Annotated in this window: 5 protein-coding genes; all 5 read right to left on the bottom strand. The window is 46.8% G+C overall.

Going from position 1 to position 19849, the window contains the following annotated elements; genetic code table 11:
• Positions 1–22: 22 nt before the first annotated feature.
• From C5470_RS01545 to C5470_RS01525, 5 genes are read right to left on the bottom strand one after another with little or no spacing between them, the layout of a single operon-like run.
• Positions 23–766, bottom strand: a complete 744-nt coding sequence (locus C5470_RS01545; protein ID WP_166285352.1) for a thioesterase II family protein — start codon at positions 764–766, stop codon at positions 23–25.
• The gene (locus tag C5470_RS01540) at positions 759–1886 is read right to left on the bottom strand and encodes a Gfo/Idh/MocA family oxidoreductase (protein WP_036843797.1); all 1128 of its coding nucleotides are present in this window, start codon (positions 1884–1886) and stop codon (positions 759–761) included. Before C5470_RS01540 ends, C5470_RS01545 begins: the two co-directional genes overlap by 8 nt.
• Positions 1883–2956, bottom strand: coding sequence for an NAD-dependent epimerase/dehydratase family protein (locus C5470_RS01535; RefSeq protein ID WP_152963553.1), 1074 nt, complete (start codon positions 2954–2956; stop codon positions 1883–1885). The genes C5470_RS01540 and C5470_RS01535 overlap by 4 nt, the downstream gene beginning before the upstream one ends.
• Positions 2957–8416 carry a non-ribosomal peptide synthetase gene (locus C5470_RS01530; protein WP_166285350.1) on the bottom strand — a complete coding sequence of 1820 codons (5460 nt, stop codon included), beginning with the start codon at positions 8414–8416 and terminating at the stop codon, positions 2957–2959.
• Positions 8413–19701, bottom strand: coding sequence for a non-ribosomal peptide synthetase (locus C5470_RS01525; protein WP_166285348.1), 11289 nt, complete (start codon positions 19699–19701; stop codon positions 8413–8415). The genes C5470_RS01530 and C5470_RS01525 overlap by 4 nt, the downstream gene beginning before the upstream one ends.
• Positions 19702–19849: the final 148 nt, after the last annotated feature.

The raw sequence follows: 19849 nt of genomic DNA, 5'->3' as shown, positions 1-19849 counted from the left end.
ATTTATTGATTGCGCAATGATACTATGAAGCAGCAATATTACTATTGATATAGTCAAATAAAACTGAAGATTGATCATTGAGGTAAAAATGCCCGCCATCAAATACTTTCAGTTCAAATTTATCGTTAGTTATCCACTGCCACTGCGCCATCTCTTCCGGAGAAACTTCCGTATCACGTTCCCCAGCGCAAGCAAATACCGGGCAATCAAGTTGTTGTTGGCAACGGCGTTGATATGTTTCAATAGCCTGAAAATCCGCACGGAAAATGGGCATTAACAATGCCTTTAATTCAGGCATGGTCTGATAATCAATCGCAGAGCCACCCAGAGAAGTAATTTTGTTCAGCAGTTGCTGCTCATCCCGACGGTGATAATCATTACCACTATTTTTGTGTGGCGGCAGACGGGCAGAAACAAATAATGCGCGAATTTTTCTACCCTGCTGTTGCATACGCAATGCCACCTCAAACGCCAGCGCAGCGCCCATGCTGTGCCCGAAAAAATAAGTCGGACGTAAAGGCAAAATATTCAAGGCCTCGACCAAGTTGTCTGCTAACTGATGAATACAAGTTTGCAACGGCTCGCTAATCCGCGAGCCATGTCCTGGTAATTGAACGGCATAAACCGCAGTATCTTTTGAAATTCCGTCACGCCAGGGGATAAAGTATTCTGCTCTGCCCCCGGCATAATGAAAACAGATCAGTTGGCTACCGGTTCCCGGTTTTATCAGTCGCACTGCTCTATCAAGCGATACGTTATCAAACATAGTGAACATCCCCCTGTTGTTGCAGAAATTCGCTGATCTCCGGTTGAGGTGGAACAGGATCAGGCACATGCAAACTTTCTGGGTTACCAACCTTACTCATTAAGGTTTTCCAAACAGAGGCCATTGTCAGTAAATATTGCGCCATGCGGGGATCAGGCCGTTCAATCTGTATGGCAAATTGCCGCAAAGCATGACGAATAGCCTCGGGCCAGTGCTGATTCGTGATCTGTTCCAGACTTGGACAACAGTCATACAACGAAACAGAAGTTGGCGGTTTAAAGTAATGGGCAGCCTGTTGTGGTAATAGAGGCTCCCTTACCCCACTGGTTGTACGCTGACGTGGTATATGGAAGCGTGAATTCCACAACACCGGACCATGTGTATTCACCAACAGCAAATTACCACTGGGCAGACCGACGCAAATACGTTGCATAATGTGGAAATGGTTATCAGGATCGCCGGGATCAAGCTGATTCTGCAAATTCAGGATTAATGGGATCCCCATAATAACCCCTTGAATAGTGGTATAAGGCGGATAACTGGTGGCCTGAGTCAGCAATTGTTTATCCCAGTGATGTGCGTCGCCAAAAGCAAAAGGGGTGAATTTTCCTAATGCACGTCCCAGAATATCCAGTAAACCGCAAATCACTTGAACGCCACAGGTAGCTTCAATAAATAAAGGTTGCTGATGCTGCATAGCCTGTTGCAAATAATCAGTAAATTGCCGTACTGCCGGAACATTCGGATAGTGCGTATTGACGGAGTAACAGCAATTATTCTGGCGAGCCAGTTTCAAACATTCCGCCACATCACGCTGATAAACCGGATGTTCCTGTAAAACATGAATTCCTCTGCTCAACAATTGTTTTGTCAGTTCACTGCCCGCGCCACCGACAATGGCAGAACGTACCACGACACAGGCAATATCAATATCATCCGGCAACTGGGAAACGTGTTCATACAAAGGTACCTGATATTCAGCCGCCAGCCGCTGCGAGCGCTCACTGCCACGGGCAATAATGCCCGCCAATTCAAAACCAGGAAAATGGGTTTTAAACGCTGACAAATAAACCTGACCGAACAACGTACCACAGACGACGACACGTAATGGACGACTCATAGTTCCCCCTCAACATAATCTGCACTTTGACGCGGTTTTATTTCTATCTGCCAGTATTCAAAGGCCCCCATGTGCTCAAGCCCTGACAATAACTGCTCTGCATCAGCTAAATCAGACAGCCATTTCAACCCTGATTGTGGTGTTTTGAGCATCATATCCGCCGCCAATGCAGCAACGATCCCGGTAAAACGGTAACTATCAGTAAAACGCCCTCTGGCAATGAGAGTCACGGGTTGCCCCACCAATACACCTTCTGCTTCCAGCAAAATATGTTGCTGTTGACCATAATGATGCGTTAGTTCTTCACTCTGGCTGATCAGCTGTTTAATTCCCTGCTCACCATTAAATTGATCCGTCAGCAATAGCTGACGATCTGCAAGTAAATTAAATGCAGCGAAATCAACCAGATTGAGTTGCCGGGCAACTCTTTCCAACTCAAAACTGAGATATGGCAGGGCATCAAATGCCCTGTTAGCAGTTTCAGGCTGAACATTTTTTTCTATGGCTGCCCGTTGTAACGCTCCTCCAGATAAGATATGACCTGCTTTACCATTCTGCTCATTCAAGCTATCAATAAAGTCAATGGCGGAAGTCACCGTAAAAGGTTCTATTCCGCCAAGATATGACCGCACTTTACCCATTGTTTTCAGCCGGTTCGCGGCTAAAAAAGGTAAGATCGAGGCAAATCCCGGCACATATCCCGCGCCCAAGACACAAGCGGATTTCTGTAATAAAGGGGCTAATTTTTCATCTGCGGCTAATTGCTGCCAGACAACAGGCTCTCCTGCAACATCCAAATAGTGCGTTGCCGAAGCCAATGCTGCTCTGGCAATTCTGTCCTGAATTTGCGAAGCAGGGCCTGCGGCATTAATGATCAAAGAAAACGGCTGACAAAGTTCAGCCAGTGCTTTTTCATCAAATAAATCTATCTGATGATAATCAGCTAATTCAGCACAGGGACGCCGCCCTGCACCTGACACCTGATAACCCAATTGATTCAATGCGGCAACAACAGAGCCTCCAACTGCTCCCGTAGCGCCTATTACCAGAATTTTTCTATCCCGATTCATTTAGTTCACCTGTGCTTTGCACTGTTCAAGATGGTTTACCAGTGGCATCACATTATCTGATTTAATACAGTCAAAATGGTCGCCATTCAGTGAAAGATAATTTATGTTTCCAAGACAATATTGCTGCCAAAATTCTTTCATGTCCTGCTGGAGCGCAGGCAGCAAATAAGTATCACTATTTTGGCAGGCAAACGTCAGATCACCGGCAAAATAATCTGGCTGATAACGGCAAACACCCCGAATGCTGTGACGGAAAACAGAACACATCCGGATCCACTCTTTCTCCGCAATCTCATTTTTACGGATAGCGCTAACCAATTGCTGTAAACGCTGATCTTCCGGGATATCCACCACCGCCATATAAGCATCGGCAAAGGCATCCATTCCGCGGGCACGGGCATATTCAGCGACGGAATGGCGATCAATGACCTCTGGCTTTTCCGCCAGCAAAGCTTCATAAACGGTTTCCAGTTGTTCCTGAGGCAACGACCACGGACATTCCACTGACAATCCCCAGATAATCGCCATATCTATCATCAACGGATCATCAATCAGGTAAGGGATCTGATAACTGCTGGCAATCGTTACTGAAGCAACAGGTGTCTGATTTTCCATCGCCTGACGCGCCATTTCAAAGGCCAATAGCCCACCCATGCAGTAACCAAATAAATGGCAATTGCCAGGCAAAGATTGAATGTCACGCAGATAATGTCGTGCCAATTGAGAGATTAATTGCTCAGACGGAATTTGCAGGAAAGCGTCTGTATCGACCACACTCAGCGCATAAACCGGGCCAGAAAGTTTTTCAGTCAAAGGCAGGCAAGGCAATACCGTACCACTGCCTTCATGCAGAATAACGACCGGATCACCATGACCGTCCTTCAACAACGTCAGACAAGCATGGTTATCTGATGCTCTCTTATCCTGCTCGGACTGCGTACGCAAAAATGCCGCCAGTGCACGAACAGTTGGCTGCTGTAGCACCTGACGCAAGCTGCCTTCCCATGGAACGTTATCCTCCCCAAGCTCCTGACGAATCCGGCTTACCCACTGCGTTATTAATAATGAGTCACCACCGCTGGCGAAGAAATCATCATCAAGACCAATATTATTATGCCCAAGCAGTTCCCAGCACAGCGTCAGTAAGGTCTGTTCCAGTTCGTCACTGCTGTTGCTTTCTGCTACTGGCTCATTCCCGCTATGCTCCGGTAAATCCGGCATACCTTTACGATCAACTTTGCCATTAGCTGTCACAGGCAAACGATCAAGTACGGTAAGGCGAGCAGGCACCATATAAGCAGGCAGTTGTTGTTTTAATGACGCCAACAATTCTGTGCTGTTGCATGGTCTACGGTTGAGATTAAATTGCGCCAAAATAAAACTCTGCCCCAGTTGATAAAGCGCATCTTCTGCTGGCGGATAAGCCCATAACGTCTCCGCACCCACATCGTTCATGGCATTAAGCCAGTTTTTCTGCGGCATAAACGGCGAATCCAGTTCCAGCCGTTCATCGGCAAAATCACTCAGGCCATGCTTAAATTCCATCGAAGTCATCAACTGGTAATTATCCCGTGTTGCTTCAATCACCAGCAGCCATCCATCCGGTGCCAGTAACTGGCGCAGATGTTCTAATCCCTGACGGGCAATAATCGCATTGTGCAAAACATTAGAAGAGACAATCATGTCAAACTGCCCACAATCCAACCCTTGTTCTACCGGTGTACGATTGAAATCAAACAACCGGTAACGAACAAAATCAAACTGCTGATAACGTAATCTGGCCTCATTCAGGAAGAAGGGTGAAATATCGGTAAAGGTATATTCGACGTTCCAGTCTGCCAGTTTCGGGATCAACACGTTACTGGTGCCGCCCACACCAGCCCCAATTTCCAATACCCGCAGGCAACGCCCTTCTTCATGGTTAATCTGAGCCGCTTTTTGTTCAGCCGCAGCCAGCAACAAGCGATTCATCATTTTACTGATCAGATTGTTTTGGTAAGTTTTGATCGCCACATTCAGCTTGCCATCAGGGAACAGCAAATTCAGCGGATCTTCTTTGCCCTGCAACAATTCCGGCAGACACTGGCTACTGCGTTCCAGATAGGTAAGCAAGCCTTGGTCATCATCCAATGCTGACATCAAGTCATAACATTGTTGCCAACACTGCTTGATTTCATACTCTGAAACATCAGCATTGAGCTGGTAATACTCTCCTTGTTGCTGAATTAACTGATGCTGAACCAACGCTCTCAACCACCGGCGTGTTAATTGCCGGTTTTCTGCCGCAATACTGCCGTTTTCCATCACAGAAGCGAGGGTAGCGGGCTTTCCTGCCTGTAAAGCGCCGACATCCACCAACGCACCAACCATATGCAACAGGGCCACACGATCAAGGAACCAAACCAGCTTTTCTACCTTTTGCTTATCTATCGTTGCTTCAATATCGCTGGCAACTGAGCGTACTTTTTGTAATGCAATCTCATAGCGCTGATACAGCTTTTCTGCCCGTTCCAAAGAATTTTCTGTCGCCGCTTCAACAAAAGCGTGTAATCCTTGATTGTGTTTATCCCCTTTTACGACAACCGCAGCCTGAGCCACACTATTATGTCGCTCCAACACGGCTTCTATCTCACCTGTTTCCACCCGATAACCACGAATTTTTACCTGATTATCACAGCGCCCAAGAAACTCAATCACCCCATTGAGGGTATAACGCCCCCGGTCTCCCGTGCGATACCAGCGTTGTCCCTGGCTGTCAGTGATAAAGTGATGGCGAGTTTTTTCTTCATCCTGCCAATAGCCCTGAGCAACACCACGGCCGCCAATCCAAAGTTCTCCCGCAACCCAATCAGGGCAAGGTTCTCCACGGAGATCCAAAATACGGAACTGCTGATTAGCCAATGGCGTGCCATAAGGAATGCTGTTGTGATAGGTTTTTGCCGGTTCTATCGGCCAGATATTTGACCAAATAGCCGCTTCCGTCGCCCCACCCAGGCTGAATTGATAAGCATCTGGCGCATGTTGATAAATAGCGGTTGGCAAATTAAGCGGGATCCAGTCACCAGACATCATCACACAGCGCAAGCGACCAATGGATTCCTGCCCTCCTTCAGACAGGTAGCGGGTCAGCATCGTCATTTGCGCCGGGACAGAGTTCCACAACGTAACCTGATGCTTATCAATTAGCCGCGCCCATTGTGCAGGGTTTTGTAAATCCTGTTCCTGCGGCAATATCAACGCGCCACCTGCGCTAAGTACACCAAAAATATCATAGACAGAAAGGTCAAAACTCAGCCTCGCCAGTGCCAGCATACGGTCAGTCGATGTGACATTCATACGGCGATTGATATCGCTGATGGTATTCAGCGCCGCATCATGGCTTATCATCACGCCTTTCGGTTGCCCGGTACTGCCGGAGGTATAGATAATATAAGCCAGATTATGCGGGTCATTTTGCTTCACTGACACAGCGGAAGTAATTGCCAGTTCTGACACATTCTCGGTGCTGGCAGCATTAAACCCCTGTTCCCGTAACTGTTGAGCCAAAACCTCATTATCTGTCAATACTGCACTAACCTGTGCATCAGTAAGAATTTGCAATATCCGTGGCAACGGCTGTGAAATATCAAGTGGCAGATAAGCACCACCAGCGATTAAAATCGCCAGGGCTGTAATAACCTGCTCCGCACTTTTTTCCATCAATATCGCGCTATGTCCACCTTGGGGTAAAAACGCGGCCAGTTTTGTTGCACGTGTTACCATTTGTTGATAGGTCATCTGCCCACATGCATCAATCAGCGCCAATGCATCAGGCGTTTTACCGGCCTGTTCCAAAACACCCTGATGTAATAGCGCCGATTTAATCATTTCCTCAGTCGCATTAACCTGTTGCCGTGTTTTTTGCTGGTATTCCGGCAGATTAATGACGAGTACCTGATCCCACACATCAACCTGTTCCAATACCTGATATATCGCGCCAGTAAAGCAACTGAACATATCGCGGATCAGATCTACTGGGAATACACCCTCCATGATATCCCAGTTGATCAATAACCCTCCATTACGGGCCATCACCTGGCAATCAATCCATACCTGTGGAGTCTGACTGATACCATAGCCAATCTCAATATCCATCGGTAATTGGCTGATAATGTCCTGCGCCTGCTCTTTACCCTCGCCAACTAATGCACTGGTAAATACTATCGGCATTCTCGCAGCTTCTGCTCCCCTCTGTCGTGCCAGCTCACGCATCACCTCAATACCACTGAATGCGTTATGCTCCAAATCCTGCCACAGTTGCGCCTGTAGATTTTTCACCCGCTCCAGCAATGAGAGGGGCTGACTGATATCCGCCTGCAATAGGCTAACGCTGGTAAAATCCCCAACCATCCGGTGAATATCTTCATGAAGATCACGGCGGTTCATTACTGTCAGATTGAGACAAAAAGATTTCGTTTCTGACCAGCGGACCAGTGTTTCACTAAAGAGCGCCAAAAGCAGTGCAGAAGGAGAGACGCCTTGTAAACGACAATGTTGCTGCAATTGCTCCCACTGTTTAGCAGTGAGTTGCAAATCGTAACGGCTGAAACGGGGAACAACGCCACTTTGTACCGGAAGGTGAGGTAATTGTGGGCTTGCAGGCAACTCAGGCAGACGTTGCAACCAATATTCACGCGCGCTGGCATAGCTGCGCTGACGGTGGCGGTGTTGCTCAAACTCCATCACATCACGGAAACTGGCCTGTAATGGCGCAAATTCTGTCTGCGGCTGTTGATAACCTTTTAATAGTTCTGCCAGCAAAATTTGTACACTGAGAAAATCGGCAATCAGCAAATCAATACTGAAATGAAGGCAAGATTTCCCTGCTGCCTGGCTGACTTTCAGATCAAACAGCGGCCAACAATCTGTCTGATAAACCCGGTGAGACAGGGTTTGCCGAAGTTCTTCCGGCGAAGAAGAGTGGCAATCAATGGTGAAATGATGCACTTCCGGCAAAATCTGTTGCTGCCCCTGAACAGTAAATACCGCCCGCAACATATCATGGCGTTGGATCAGTTGATTCCATACCTGCTCAAGACGTTTAACATCCCAATGTTCAGTCAGAATTTCAAAATAACCATGACAACCCACACCACCATAATCGAACATTGAATGACGCCCGACAAAATAAGCTGACTGCACATCACTTAAAGCAAAAGGCAAATGCTTCTGTGCCGGGTTTACCACAAAATTCTGTGGTTCCTGCCACTCCTGTATTAACGCAACAATTTGTGGTTTCAAATTCTTCAACTGAGTAATAACGTGATGACTCATCACTCCCTCAGGCGCACGAAACTTCAACGCCTCACCTTCCAGCCAGAATTTAGCCTGTTGTTGTTCAAGTTGCAGTAAAAGCTGAACCGCTTGTTGTGAAGCTGATAGCTGTACTGTTTTTTTCTGTATAGTTTCCTGGCTATTCATAGAGAACCTTCCTCAAAAATCATTTCCGCTTCCTCTGCGGGGGCGGATTGTAGTTGTTGCGCCATACGTGCAATGGTTTGCAGGTTGAAAACCTGCCAGAGTGGCAAATCAATGTTATGACACCGCCTCAGTTCAGAAGTGAAACGGGTTGCAATAAAGGAGTCGCCGCCGAGGGCAAAGAAATTGTCATGAACGCTGAGTTGCGTCAGATTAAGCAATGGCAACAGCACATCTGCCAGTTGTTTTTCCAATGGGCTTTCCGGCAACGTGTCCATAGCCTGACTGACAACATTCCGTGGTTGTTGCTCAATTATTTTGCGATCCAGCTTGCCGTTGTCTGTCAACGGCCAGCAAGACAGCCAACCAAACTCAACCGGAACCGCATATTCTGGTAATTGTGCTGACAGTTGTTGCCGCAACAGCGACCAATCCGGCTCTTGCGATGCCAAGACGCAAGCTGAGAGGGATGGACGCTTGCCACGTTGATTAACAAATACCAACGCGTCTTCAATACCGTCACAACCTTTCAAAGCCTGTACGATCTCACCCAGCTCAATACGGTAGCCGGAAATTTTAACCTGCTGATCACGCCGTCCCAGGAATTCCAGTACGCCTGTTGGGTGATAACGCCCCATATCGCCAGTGCGATACCAACGCTCCCCTTGCCAGGAAATAAACTGATTGGCAGTACGCTCATCATCACCGAAGTAACCCAGCGCCACACCATGACCACCAATCCACAGCTCACCGGCAACCCAATCAGGGCAATCCTCTTTTAGTTCACTGACTACACGGAACTGCTGGTTCGGCAACGGTAATCCATAAGGAATAGATTTCCATTCAGGATCAAGCTCGTCCACTAACCAGTAATTCGACCAAATGGCCGCTTCGGTCGCGCCCCCCATAGAAACCAGTTGTACCTGTGGTATCCAGCGCTTTAAACGCTCAGGCAATGCAAGGTTAATCCAGTCACCGGAGAGCATGACCAGACGCAAACTGGTAAGCGCATCGGTCTGTTCACCGTTTTCACTCAGTAACAGGGCCATTTCCAGTAGGGCTGGTACGCTGTTCCATAACGTTATCTGGTGCTGTTTTATCAGAGTCAACCAATGTGCAGCGTCCTTAGAATGGGTTTCAGGTACCGTGACCAAAGTCCCGCCCGCTGACAGCACACCAAAAATATCCCACACAGAAAGGTCGAAATGCAGCGCAGACAGCGTCAGAACTTTGTCCTGTTTATCAACACAATGCTGCCGATTGATCGCTTCAATAGTATTAATCGCAGCACCGTGACTTATCGCTACGCCTTTAGGTACGCCTGTGCTACCAGAAGTGAAAATAATGTAAGCCAGATCCTGAGCTTGTGAATGCCAGGGTTGAATCGCCGTTGTTGTCAGCGGTGACTGGTTAATATCAACAATTGCGACCGATCCCGTCCATTGCAAGTGGCTATCTGCCACAACACGAATCAACCCCGCCTGCTGGGCAACCTGTTCCCGGCGCAGCACAGGCCACTCGACAGAGATGGGAACATAAGCCGCTCCCAACCACTGAACAGCCAGTACCGCGACGATTTGTTGATAACCCCTTGGTAACGCAACACCAACACAATCACCTGCACAAACGCCTTGTTCAACCAAAACCTGAGCCAATCGTTGCACATGTTGTTCTAACTGTTGATAACTGACCTGCTGCCCACCATCAATAATCGCTGTTCGATCCGCAAACTGTGTCATCGCTTGTCCAACACGCTGATGCATTGGTGTAAAACGCAGTTCCTGATGCGTATCATTAACCCGTTGACGACACTGCTGCTGTTGTATCGGCAGTGCTACATTCACCTGGGTATGCCAGTCCGGAATCACACTTAACTGTGTCAGCAAATCACAATATGCACTGAACATCGCATCGATCATGCCTTGTGGGAACAGACCATCAACCACATCCCAGTTGAAATGTAATTCTCCATCCTGCTCATAGACTTGATGATCGATCCAAACCTGAGGAGTCTGAGAAATTCCCCAGATAGCCGGCGGGAACGGTTGTGCACTCTCTTGATAAGGCATGACTTCTGCCCCTAACGCACTGGTAAACACGACGGGCATAGCCAAATCGGTAACTTGCCGTTGTTTATTCAATTCACGGATAACCCATACCGCCGAAACATCAGTATGAGCCAGATCTTGCCAAAGCTGTTGCTGTAATCGCTGTGCTCTATTGAGCCAGTTTTCATCGGCTAAATGGTGACATTCCAGTAACAGAAGCGAAGTGAAATCCCCCAGAATATGGTTGATATCAGGATGTAATGGCTGACGATCAAACAACGTCACATTGATACTCAATGAAGCCGATTCTGACCATTTCGCCAGCACCTGTGCATAACAAGTCAGCAACAAACAAGAAGGCGTTACTTGATAATGCCGGGCTTTTTCTGTCAAAGTTTGCCACTGCTGCCGTGGCAAAACAGATTGCCAACGTTTAAACCGGGGAGTCCCCAATGACTGCGGATCACAAATCAGTGGCAGCTTTGGCGCTTCAGGTAATTCTGCCAGCCGCTCCTGCCAGTAATTTGCCGATTTACGGCTCTTCTCTTCATCAGAAATCACCGTGGTGAGATAATCTCGGAAACCAATCCCAACGGATGGCAATCCCCCTTCCGGTTGCTGATAAAGCTGCTCAAGTTCGGTGAAGAAAATGCGCATACTCAAGCCGTCAAGGATCAAATTATCCAACCCGATATACAGGCGATTGCGCCCATCATCTGATTGCATCAGCGTCACATGGAACAGTGGCCATTGTGTCGGATCAAGTACCCGGTGGGATAAGCTTTCCCGCAATTTACTGGTTTCTTCTGACCATTGCTGCTCAGAACAGTGGATCACGTCTAGCGCAGGTTTTGGCTGCTGTGGCAACACCCGTTGCATTCCTTGCTCATCGAATACAATTCTCAATGCATCATGACGGGCAATCAATGCGGATAAAACCTGTTCTAACCGCGTTGCATCAAAAGGCTGGCCTTCGTATTCGTTATAATAATGAGTGGCAACCCCACCGAGACGGAAACCAGCCTGACGCCCCATCAGATAGGCGCGTTGTACATCTGTAGGCGGGAATGGCTGATAACGTTCACTTTCCTGATGTTGCAGTTGCATCACTTTTGTTGTTGGCAGTTCAGTAAAAGTCATCAATCGAGCAAAGTCACGCAATACCGGGGAGGAGAACACCTGAGCCAGTGAGACATCTACAGCCCCTTCTGATTCCAACGCCACAACAATCCGGGTGGCATGTAAACTATCACCACCAAGCAGGAAGAAATTGCTGTCAGCCATTGGCTCTGTACCCAATACCTGTTGCCAGACTTTAGCCACCAGATATTCGGCTTTTCCTGACAATTCGACGCCCTGTGCAGATTGCAGAATTTCCTGCTCTGCCCCGTCTACAGCTAATTGTTCAAGTGCTTTGCGATCTATTTTTCCATTAGCACTCAATGGGAGTTTATCTAAAACATGCAAATACTGCGGCAACATATAAGCTGGAAGATAATTTGTCAGATGCTGCGTCAATTCGTGGCGATTAACCATAACGTTGCTACTACGGTTTTTGCACATCAACAGTACGGAGTTTTCCCCCATTACAGTGACAGACTGCACGGGTAAATCACTTTGCAACAACTGCTGTTGCCAACGTTTCTTATCCAGTAACGGATCTCGCTGGCCTTGTCGCAGATCAGTAAAACCATTTTCATCTTGCAGCAGTAACACCGTTAATTGTGCCAGCGGGCTGAGATATTGGCTTTCAAACACCAATACGCCACTGCCGGAAGATGCCAATACTTGCAGATCAGAGATTCCCCGACGGATATCGGCATAACGATGCAGTGCATTATTACTGATGACCAGATCGGCACTATAATCTACCGCTTCCTGCACTGTGCAAACCTGGCTCTGATGCGGATAACCTGACAGACGATATTTCGCCAATTCACGCAATGAACCGGCCTGCTCAACTAAGCAATATTCAATCTCCAAATCAGATAATAGACCGAGTAACTTGCCTGCAAACAGACCACTGCGGCCATTCAGCTCTGCAACTCTGACAGGCCGCTGCAATATCGTGGATAACCGGCGGATTTGATCCGCAATAAGGGTAATGAACACTTCAGTTTCCGGTGAACCAACAACCAGAACTTCCGGTGACAATACAGGATCGTCGATAAGCATTAGTGGGTTCTGTTTCCCCTGAATCACCTGAGCAATCCAGTCACAACACCCATCAAGCGCCCGATAAATTCCGCCCATTCGTGATGCCAGAACCGGCTTGTTATCTGGTTGCCACCCTTGATTCAATTGCCAGCCTTTTTCACTTTCAGATAACCATCCCTGATGAGTCAACCACTCCAACCACTGAATAAACAGTGGTTGATAACGGGGTATCACCCCTGCCTGTTGATAAAGTATTTCTGCACTCTGTGGCTGAGTAAGTGTCAGTTGCAAAGAATCAATCAATATCTTTTGCAACAGCGATAACGCGATACGCTGTTCATCATCCTGACTGCTTTCCGCCTGAATAAATGATGGCATTTCAGGTAATACATTATCGGCTAATGTTGAAGAATCACCCGCTGTCACCTGACCTTCAACAAACAATCTCAGATGTTTCTGTGGTTCAGATAAACACAATGCAACGGCTTTGCTGATTGCAGGGTGACGTAAAACCACCGTTTCAATTTCACCCAGTTCAATCCTGTAACCATTCAGTTTAATCTGGCTATCTTTGCGGCCAAGAAACTCAAGGCATCCCCCCTGCCAAAAGCGCCCATAATCTCCCGTCCGGTAATAACGCTGCCCTTGATACAGAACAAACTGAGTGTCTGTTTTTTCCCGGTCGCCGTAATAGCCCAGCGCTACGCCTTTCCCGCCAATCCACAACTCTCCGGCGACCCAATCAGGGCAATCCCGTTGTTGTGAATCCATGACTCGGTAATGCTGATTAGAGAGCGGATAACCGTAAGGAATTGAGCGCCATTCTGACGGGATAACATCGATATCAATCGCGTTAGACCAAATTGCTGCTTCCGTTGCTCCCCCCATTGCCGTTAATTGAGCCTGACTTCCAACTTCACGCAAACGGGGAAGCAGATCCAGACCAACCCAGTCACCGGATAACAACACCTGTTGCAATGACTCAGGCAAACCACGGGGATCACTTTCAGCCGCCACCAGCAACATATCAAACAGCGCCGGGACACTGTTCCAGACTGTCACCTGTTCCTGATGCAGCTGTTCCAGCCATTGCTTTGCTTCCCGCTCATGGCCCACCTCAGGCATAACCAAGGAACCCCCTGACGCAAGAGGGCCAAAAATGTCATACACCGACAAATCAAAATTCAGTGCCGACAGGGCATATACCCGTGTTTTTTCCCGCTGACCATAACGGCGATTAATATCATCAATTGTATTAGCGGCGGCCTGATGAGATACCACAACACCTTTAGGTGTACCGGTAGAGCCAGAAGTGAAGATGATATAAGCAGAAAGTTCCGGTTCCCCATAAACCACCTGCGATAATGGCAGTTGTGAGTCACCGGTCTGCTCAATATTCAGAACCGCATCAAACCAACGACTAACCGGCTCCTGATATTCATTGTTTGTAATAATCAACGAAATATCCGCCTGACTGATGATGGTCTGTAAACGGGCTGATTGCTGCGCGACATCCAGCGGAACATATATAGCACCAACACTCAAGCAAGCCAAAACAGCAACAACTTGCTCTGTACCTTTTGGCAACAGTAATGCTAGGTTATCTCCAGCTTTTACTTTTTGCTCTTTCAGCCTGTAAGCCAGTTCCAGTACACCTTGTTCAAGTTCACCATAACTGAGTCGTTGATGAGGCGTGATAACTGCGGGTGAATCTGCCCACAATGCCGCAATCTCATAAAAACGACGATGCAGTAAACGTGGCGTAAAAAGCATACCATCACGATCTTTAGGCTCTGTGCGCTGTTCAATAAGTTCCGGCGTGACATAATGCGAAACCGGCTTTAAGAGGAGTTGAGGATTATCTGTAATTGCGCTGATCAGATGCGTCATAAAACTAAACATTTGATCAAGCATGCCTTGAGGGAATAACCCATCTACGCAATCCCAGCTAACTAATAATTCCCCTTGATGTTCCATTACCTGGCAGTCAATCCAGACTTGTGGCGTCTGGGATACCAGATAATTCAGCTCTCCCAGTTCATTACCACTAAGCAGATCACGGCCAAGATTACTGGTGAATACCACCGGCATGAGAACTTGATTCCCGCATATCTGCGACCAGTCCCGCATAACCTGTATTGCGCTGTAATCCACATGATCCAGATCTGACATAAACTGGCGATTGAGAGCCCGGCAGTTTTCTAAAATGCTGTTCCCTGCCTGCGAATGACAAGCCAGTAACAGTAATGTTGTGAAATCTGCGACTAAATCAGGCAGTTGAGGATGTTCTCCGCGGCGGTTGAAAATCGTCAGATTCAACGTGAAATCCGGCGATTCAGTCCAGCCACGCAATGTTTCAGCAAAGCAATTCGCCAGCAACATGGAAGGGGTTATACCATTGCTGCGGGCAATTTCCTTCAATGATAACCAACGCTGTTGCTCCAGACTCCACTGACGATGATGGAAATCAGGCTTATCAATATGTTCCGGTTTAACTGCCAGTGGTAACTGAGGCGCAAAAGGCAATTGCTCAGCCAATCTTTTTTGCCAGTATTGACGACTGTCGATTAGCTGACTATCAGCGGCCTGTTCACACAAATATTGCGGGAAGCTGTAATTTAATTGAGGAAGAAGCACACCCGGCATCAAAATAAACTGGCTTAGCTCTTTCAACAAAATCTGAAGGCTCATCGCATCCGCCATCACCATATCGATATTAATATGTAAGCGACTGCTATTGACGGTATGGCTTACCACCACGCCAAATCCGCTTTCAATTGTCAGATCTGCAACTTTAGTTTCCAGATGTTTCCTGAGAGCGAATCGCTTCTCTTCCAATAAATTCAGTGAAAGTTGTTGCCAGTCATAAGATTCAATGGATACCGGCTGGTAAGCGGTAATTTCCCCTTTACCATCACCGGTAATACGCATCCGCAACATATCATGGCGTTGATGTAATTGATTAACTGCCCATTCAATATCACGGTTCTTCAATAGCGGACAATCCAGTTCCAGATAGACCTGACAAGCGATTCCGCCCAGCGTCTGCTCTTTTTGCCGCCCCGTCCAGTAGGCTTGCTGAACTGAAGTGAGTTCAAAAGGTTCGCCATCCCATTTTATAACCGGCTGTGCTGACGCTTTTGAGACATTTTCAGGTTGAGCAGCAGAAAACCAACACTGTTGCCATGCGGCTAATGTTGGCTGTTCGAATAAAGAAGATAATGACAGCATGACATGCTGTTTTTTGCACTCATCCACCAGATCCAACATCTGCAATGAATCAATGCCCAAATTGAGCAAATTATCATCCATTGCTAATGCCTTAGACTCAGTTCCCAGCACGTCTGCTACCCAATTGATAACGAAATCAAAGCCAGTATGACCTGAGAAAGTCTCGGATTGATCCTGTGTTCCCTGTTCAACTAAGCGAAGTTCTTCTGGCCAGTAACTCTGACGATTAAATGGATAGAGAGGAAGTTGTGCTAGTGCAAATCGGCTAACTGGCATGTTCCCAGCATATTTAACCCAGTTATAGGATTGCCCTTGTAGCCAATCGTAAGGATCACTGCCCTTTTCTAGCATTTTTATACGATCAACTTGAATTGGCTCAACATGGCGTAAATACGCAATCAAAGTGGCTAAATTCTGATAGCTGATTAGCACCCGCCAACCAAAATGATGATGACGTTTCTTCAACCAACCATTGAGCAGTTCACCAGCTTGTTGCTGATGATTTTCCAGCAAATCCGCCAGTTGATTAGCCATCTGTTGCAATGCTGATGCACTACAGGCTGAAAGCGGTAATAAACCATTTTCAACACATGGCGCAGGAATAGTGGGGTCAGATAAGTTTGCTTTACTCAGCACTAAACCCGCCATCGTGCCGGTAAAACTGAATGAACTGATTGCAACTCGTTCTATTCGGTGAGATTCAGTCTGTTTACTGTAACGATAACGTGGCATTAACGCTGACAATTTAGTGCTGAACGAGGCCAGAGTTGGATGACCAAACCGTTGTTGCTGTTGTATCTGTGCCACAGCCCGAACCACAGAGGCCACACCCGCGGCAGCTTCTAGATGACCAATCTGGGCTTTACAGGCGGCTAACGGCAATGGCTGGTGTCGTTTACCATAAACACGGTCAATAGCTTGTAACTCAATCGGATCACCTAAAGCTGTACCTGTGCCATGCATCTCCAGCAAATCAATATCATCAGGCGCAATATCAGCCTGTTCCAACAATCGCTTAAGCATGGCTGACTGGGCTTGTGGATTCGGAGCCGTCAAGCTGCTACTTTCACCATCCTGAGCGACACAACTGGATTCAATCACGGCCAACACCGGATCACCATCATCCAAAGCCTGTTGGTAAGGTTTTAGTAATAGTAATGCCGCACCTTCACCTCTGACATAGCCATCCGCATCTTCACTCAGTGTAGCGCACCGACCCTTAGGCGATAACATGCCCGCGTTTATCAATGTCTGTTCAATCTGCGGTGACAGTAAAATATTCACTCCACCCACAATAGCCGCATGGCATTGCCCTTGCTGTAAACTGCGTATCGCCGTATCCAATGCCACCAGAGAAGAAGAACAAGCCGTATCAATAGTGAGTGCAGGGCCTGTTGTTCCATAGAACTTCGCTAATCGGCCAGAACTTGCACTCGTATTAATCCCAGTAGCCAAATAACTTTTGGCATATTCAGGATTATTCAGTTTCAATAATTGCTGACCAAACTCACTACCGCTCTGACCGATAAAGAAACCCGTATCTGATTGTTTCAGTTGCTCCGGCAACCATCCTGCCTGTTCGAACAGATGCCAGCTTAATTCAAGCAATAGCCTCTGCTGAGGATCAAGTAATACGGCTTCCCGGCCTGAAATGTTGAAGAAACGGGCATCAAATTGATCAATATCTTCCAGAGCGCCAATAGGAAGCGCAAACTGGCGAAGTTCCGAATTGCTGGGCCTGACAGCTAGTGATCCTTTTGCCAACCATTGCCCATATTGTTGCCATGTGTTACTTGTTTGCCCCGGCAAGCGACAACTTATCGCAATAATTGCAATCTGTTCATTTTTGGTTGATTCAGATTTTGTAGCAGATACCGTGATTTTTTCATCTGATAATTTATCAATATATTTAGCCAACTGAGTAATAGTTGGGTAAGCAAATAAATCAGCAGGGGTTAGATTACAACGCCAGATTTTATTTATTTGCTGGCAATAGCGGACAGCTAACAGACTGGTTAACCCCAATTCAGCAAAACCACAGGCAGGATCTGGATTATCTACATGAAGCAAACCGCAAAGAAGCTGATAAAGCCAACCGGGCAGGGAAGAAGATTCTTTTTTGTCAATATCACACGGCAAAGCAAAGAGCACTTTGAGTTGGTTATTCTCAAAATCAGCCAACATTTGTTTGCGCCGGATTTTTCCACTGGAAGTTTTCTTCAATGTTCCATGGGGCAATAACACCACATTCGCCAGCGAAAGCTGAAAATCCGATGCGACTCTGGCAGCAATCTGCCGGGCAATGGCCTGTAATTTAGTCCCTTCAAGGTGGCGATAAACTTCGGCAAAGACAAACAACTCACCGCTTTCTACCTGCTGGCAAGCACAAGCTCCACCGATTTTTACGTCTTCACATCCCATTTCAATACTGGCTTCAATATCATTTGGCATGTAATTTTCGCCGGCGACAATAATAAGATCTTTATGTCGCCCACAGATATAAAGTTCTCCCTGCCAGATAAAGGCTAAATCACCCGTCCGCAAATAATAGCTTTTATCTATAGACTGATTAAGGCAAGCCATAAAAGTCTGTCGGCTAAGTTCGGGTTTCTGCCAATAACCAGACGCTTTGGAATCACCATCAACCCAAATCTCACCAACCCGCCCTTCCGGTAATATTTCACCGGTTTCAGGATCAACAATCCGCAGTTTCCATCCACTGACAACCTGCCCTGAACTCACCAATTCACGGCCATTTTCAGCAGGAACAGCGTAACCAGAAACAAGTCTATCTGCATCAAAACGCTGGCTAATGAATGGCATCCCGGCGGGTTTGCGGCTGATGACGAGTGTTGCCTCCGCCATGCCATAGGCGGGCACAAAGCTCAAAGGGGTAAAACCTGAGACAGAAAAGTGGCGGGCAAACCGCGGCATAGTTTCAGCCCGGATAGGTTCTGCGGCATTCAGTACCATTTTAAGCGAAGAGAGATCGAATTCTGCTGCCTGCTCTTGAGTGATACTATCAATGCACAGTTGCCAAGCGAAATCTGGTGCGGCTGTGGAATTTGCAGAATAATCAGTAATCAGTTTTAACCAACGGGCAGGATCAGCCGCAAAATGGCTGGGAGAAATAAAGTTGCAACAACCGCCAGATAATAGTGGCGTCAATAGCCCGCAAAACATGCCCATATCATGATAAAACGGTATCCAATTGGCGGTAATAATGCGTGGCTGGCAATCGCGATGTAGTTCAAGCAATATCTCATGTTGGGCCTGCATATTTGCATCAAAATTACAGACAGCTTTCGGCTTACCGGTAGAACCAGAAGAATATTGAAGAAATACCGGACCATCATTCGGACACATTAGCTCTTTATATTCATTAGCTGATGGTATTTCTGATATATCATTCTCCGTAAGAAGATCATCTAGCACAATAACCTGACGACCTAAGTGCCATTGTCGCTTCTCAATTTCATCAACAGAATTTTTTAAAGTAATAATATATTCTGGCTGACAATCTTCAAAGATATGATTAACTATATCCGCTACTCGTCCAAGACGATGGCTGGCAGGTAAGTTAACCGGAACAGCCGTAACACCACGGATGATACAAGCTAAAAATCCCAAAATAAACTGAGTATTACCCGGTATCAGAATAATCGCTTTAGCATTTTCGCGGTAACTTATATGGCGTGCAATATAGCTACTGAGACAGATAATATCTTTATAGTTAAATTCTTGTGTATTATCCTTAAGGCAATATCTTAAAACCGTTTCGTCAGGTTGTTTATTTGCATATAAATAAAGAGTATCTCTTACCCACCCTGATAAATTATTTTTATCATTCATACCTTAATTCCTTACAATTATTACTAGCATTTAAAATGGTCGTAATAGCAGGCAGTGAAAAATTTATAAATAATGCATAGCATATAAGAGCAGTTAATAAATTTAACTACTCTTATACACCACCACAACAGGGATTGTTGTTGTGGTT

It is taken from the genome of Photorhabdus stackebrandtii (genome assembly GCF_011189495.1).
GTDB classification, from domain to species: domain Bacteria; phylum Pseudomonadota; class Gammaproteobacteria; order Enterobacterales; family Enterobacteriaceae; genus Photorhabdus; species Photorhabdus khanii.
This window is presented reverse-complemented; position numbering and strand designations above follow the sequence as displayed.

Excerpts from the sequence above, each read along its gene's own strand:
- C5470_RS01545 (WP_166285352.1), bottom strand. The coding sequence starts at position 766 with ATGTTTGATAACGTATCGCTTGATAGAGCAGTGCGACTGATAAAACCG.
- C5470_RS01540 (WP_036843797.1), bottom strand. The coding sequence starts at position 1,886 with ATGAGTCGTCCATTACGTGTCGTCGTCTGTGGTACGTTGTTCGGTCAG.
- C5470_RS01535 (WP_152963553.1), bottom strand. The coding sequence starts at position 2,956 with ATGAATCGGGATAGAAAAATTCTGGTAATAGGCGCTACGGGAGCAGTT.
- C5470_RS01530 (WP_166285350.1), bottom strand. The coding sequence starts at position 8,416 with ATGAATAGCCAGGAAACTATACAGAAAAAAACAGTACAGCTATCAGCT.
- C5470_RS01525 (WP_166285348.1), bottom strand. The coding sequence starts at position 19,701 with ATGAATGATAAAAATAATTTATCAGGGTGGGTAAGAGATACTCTTTAT.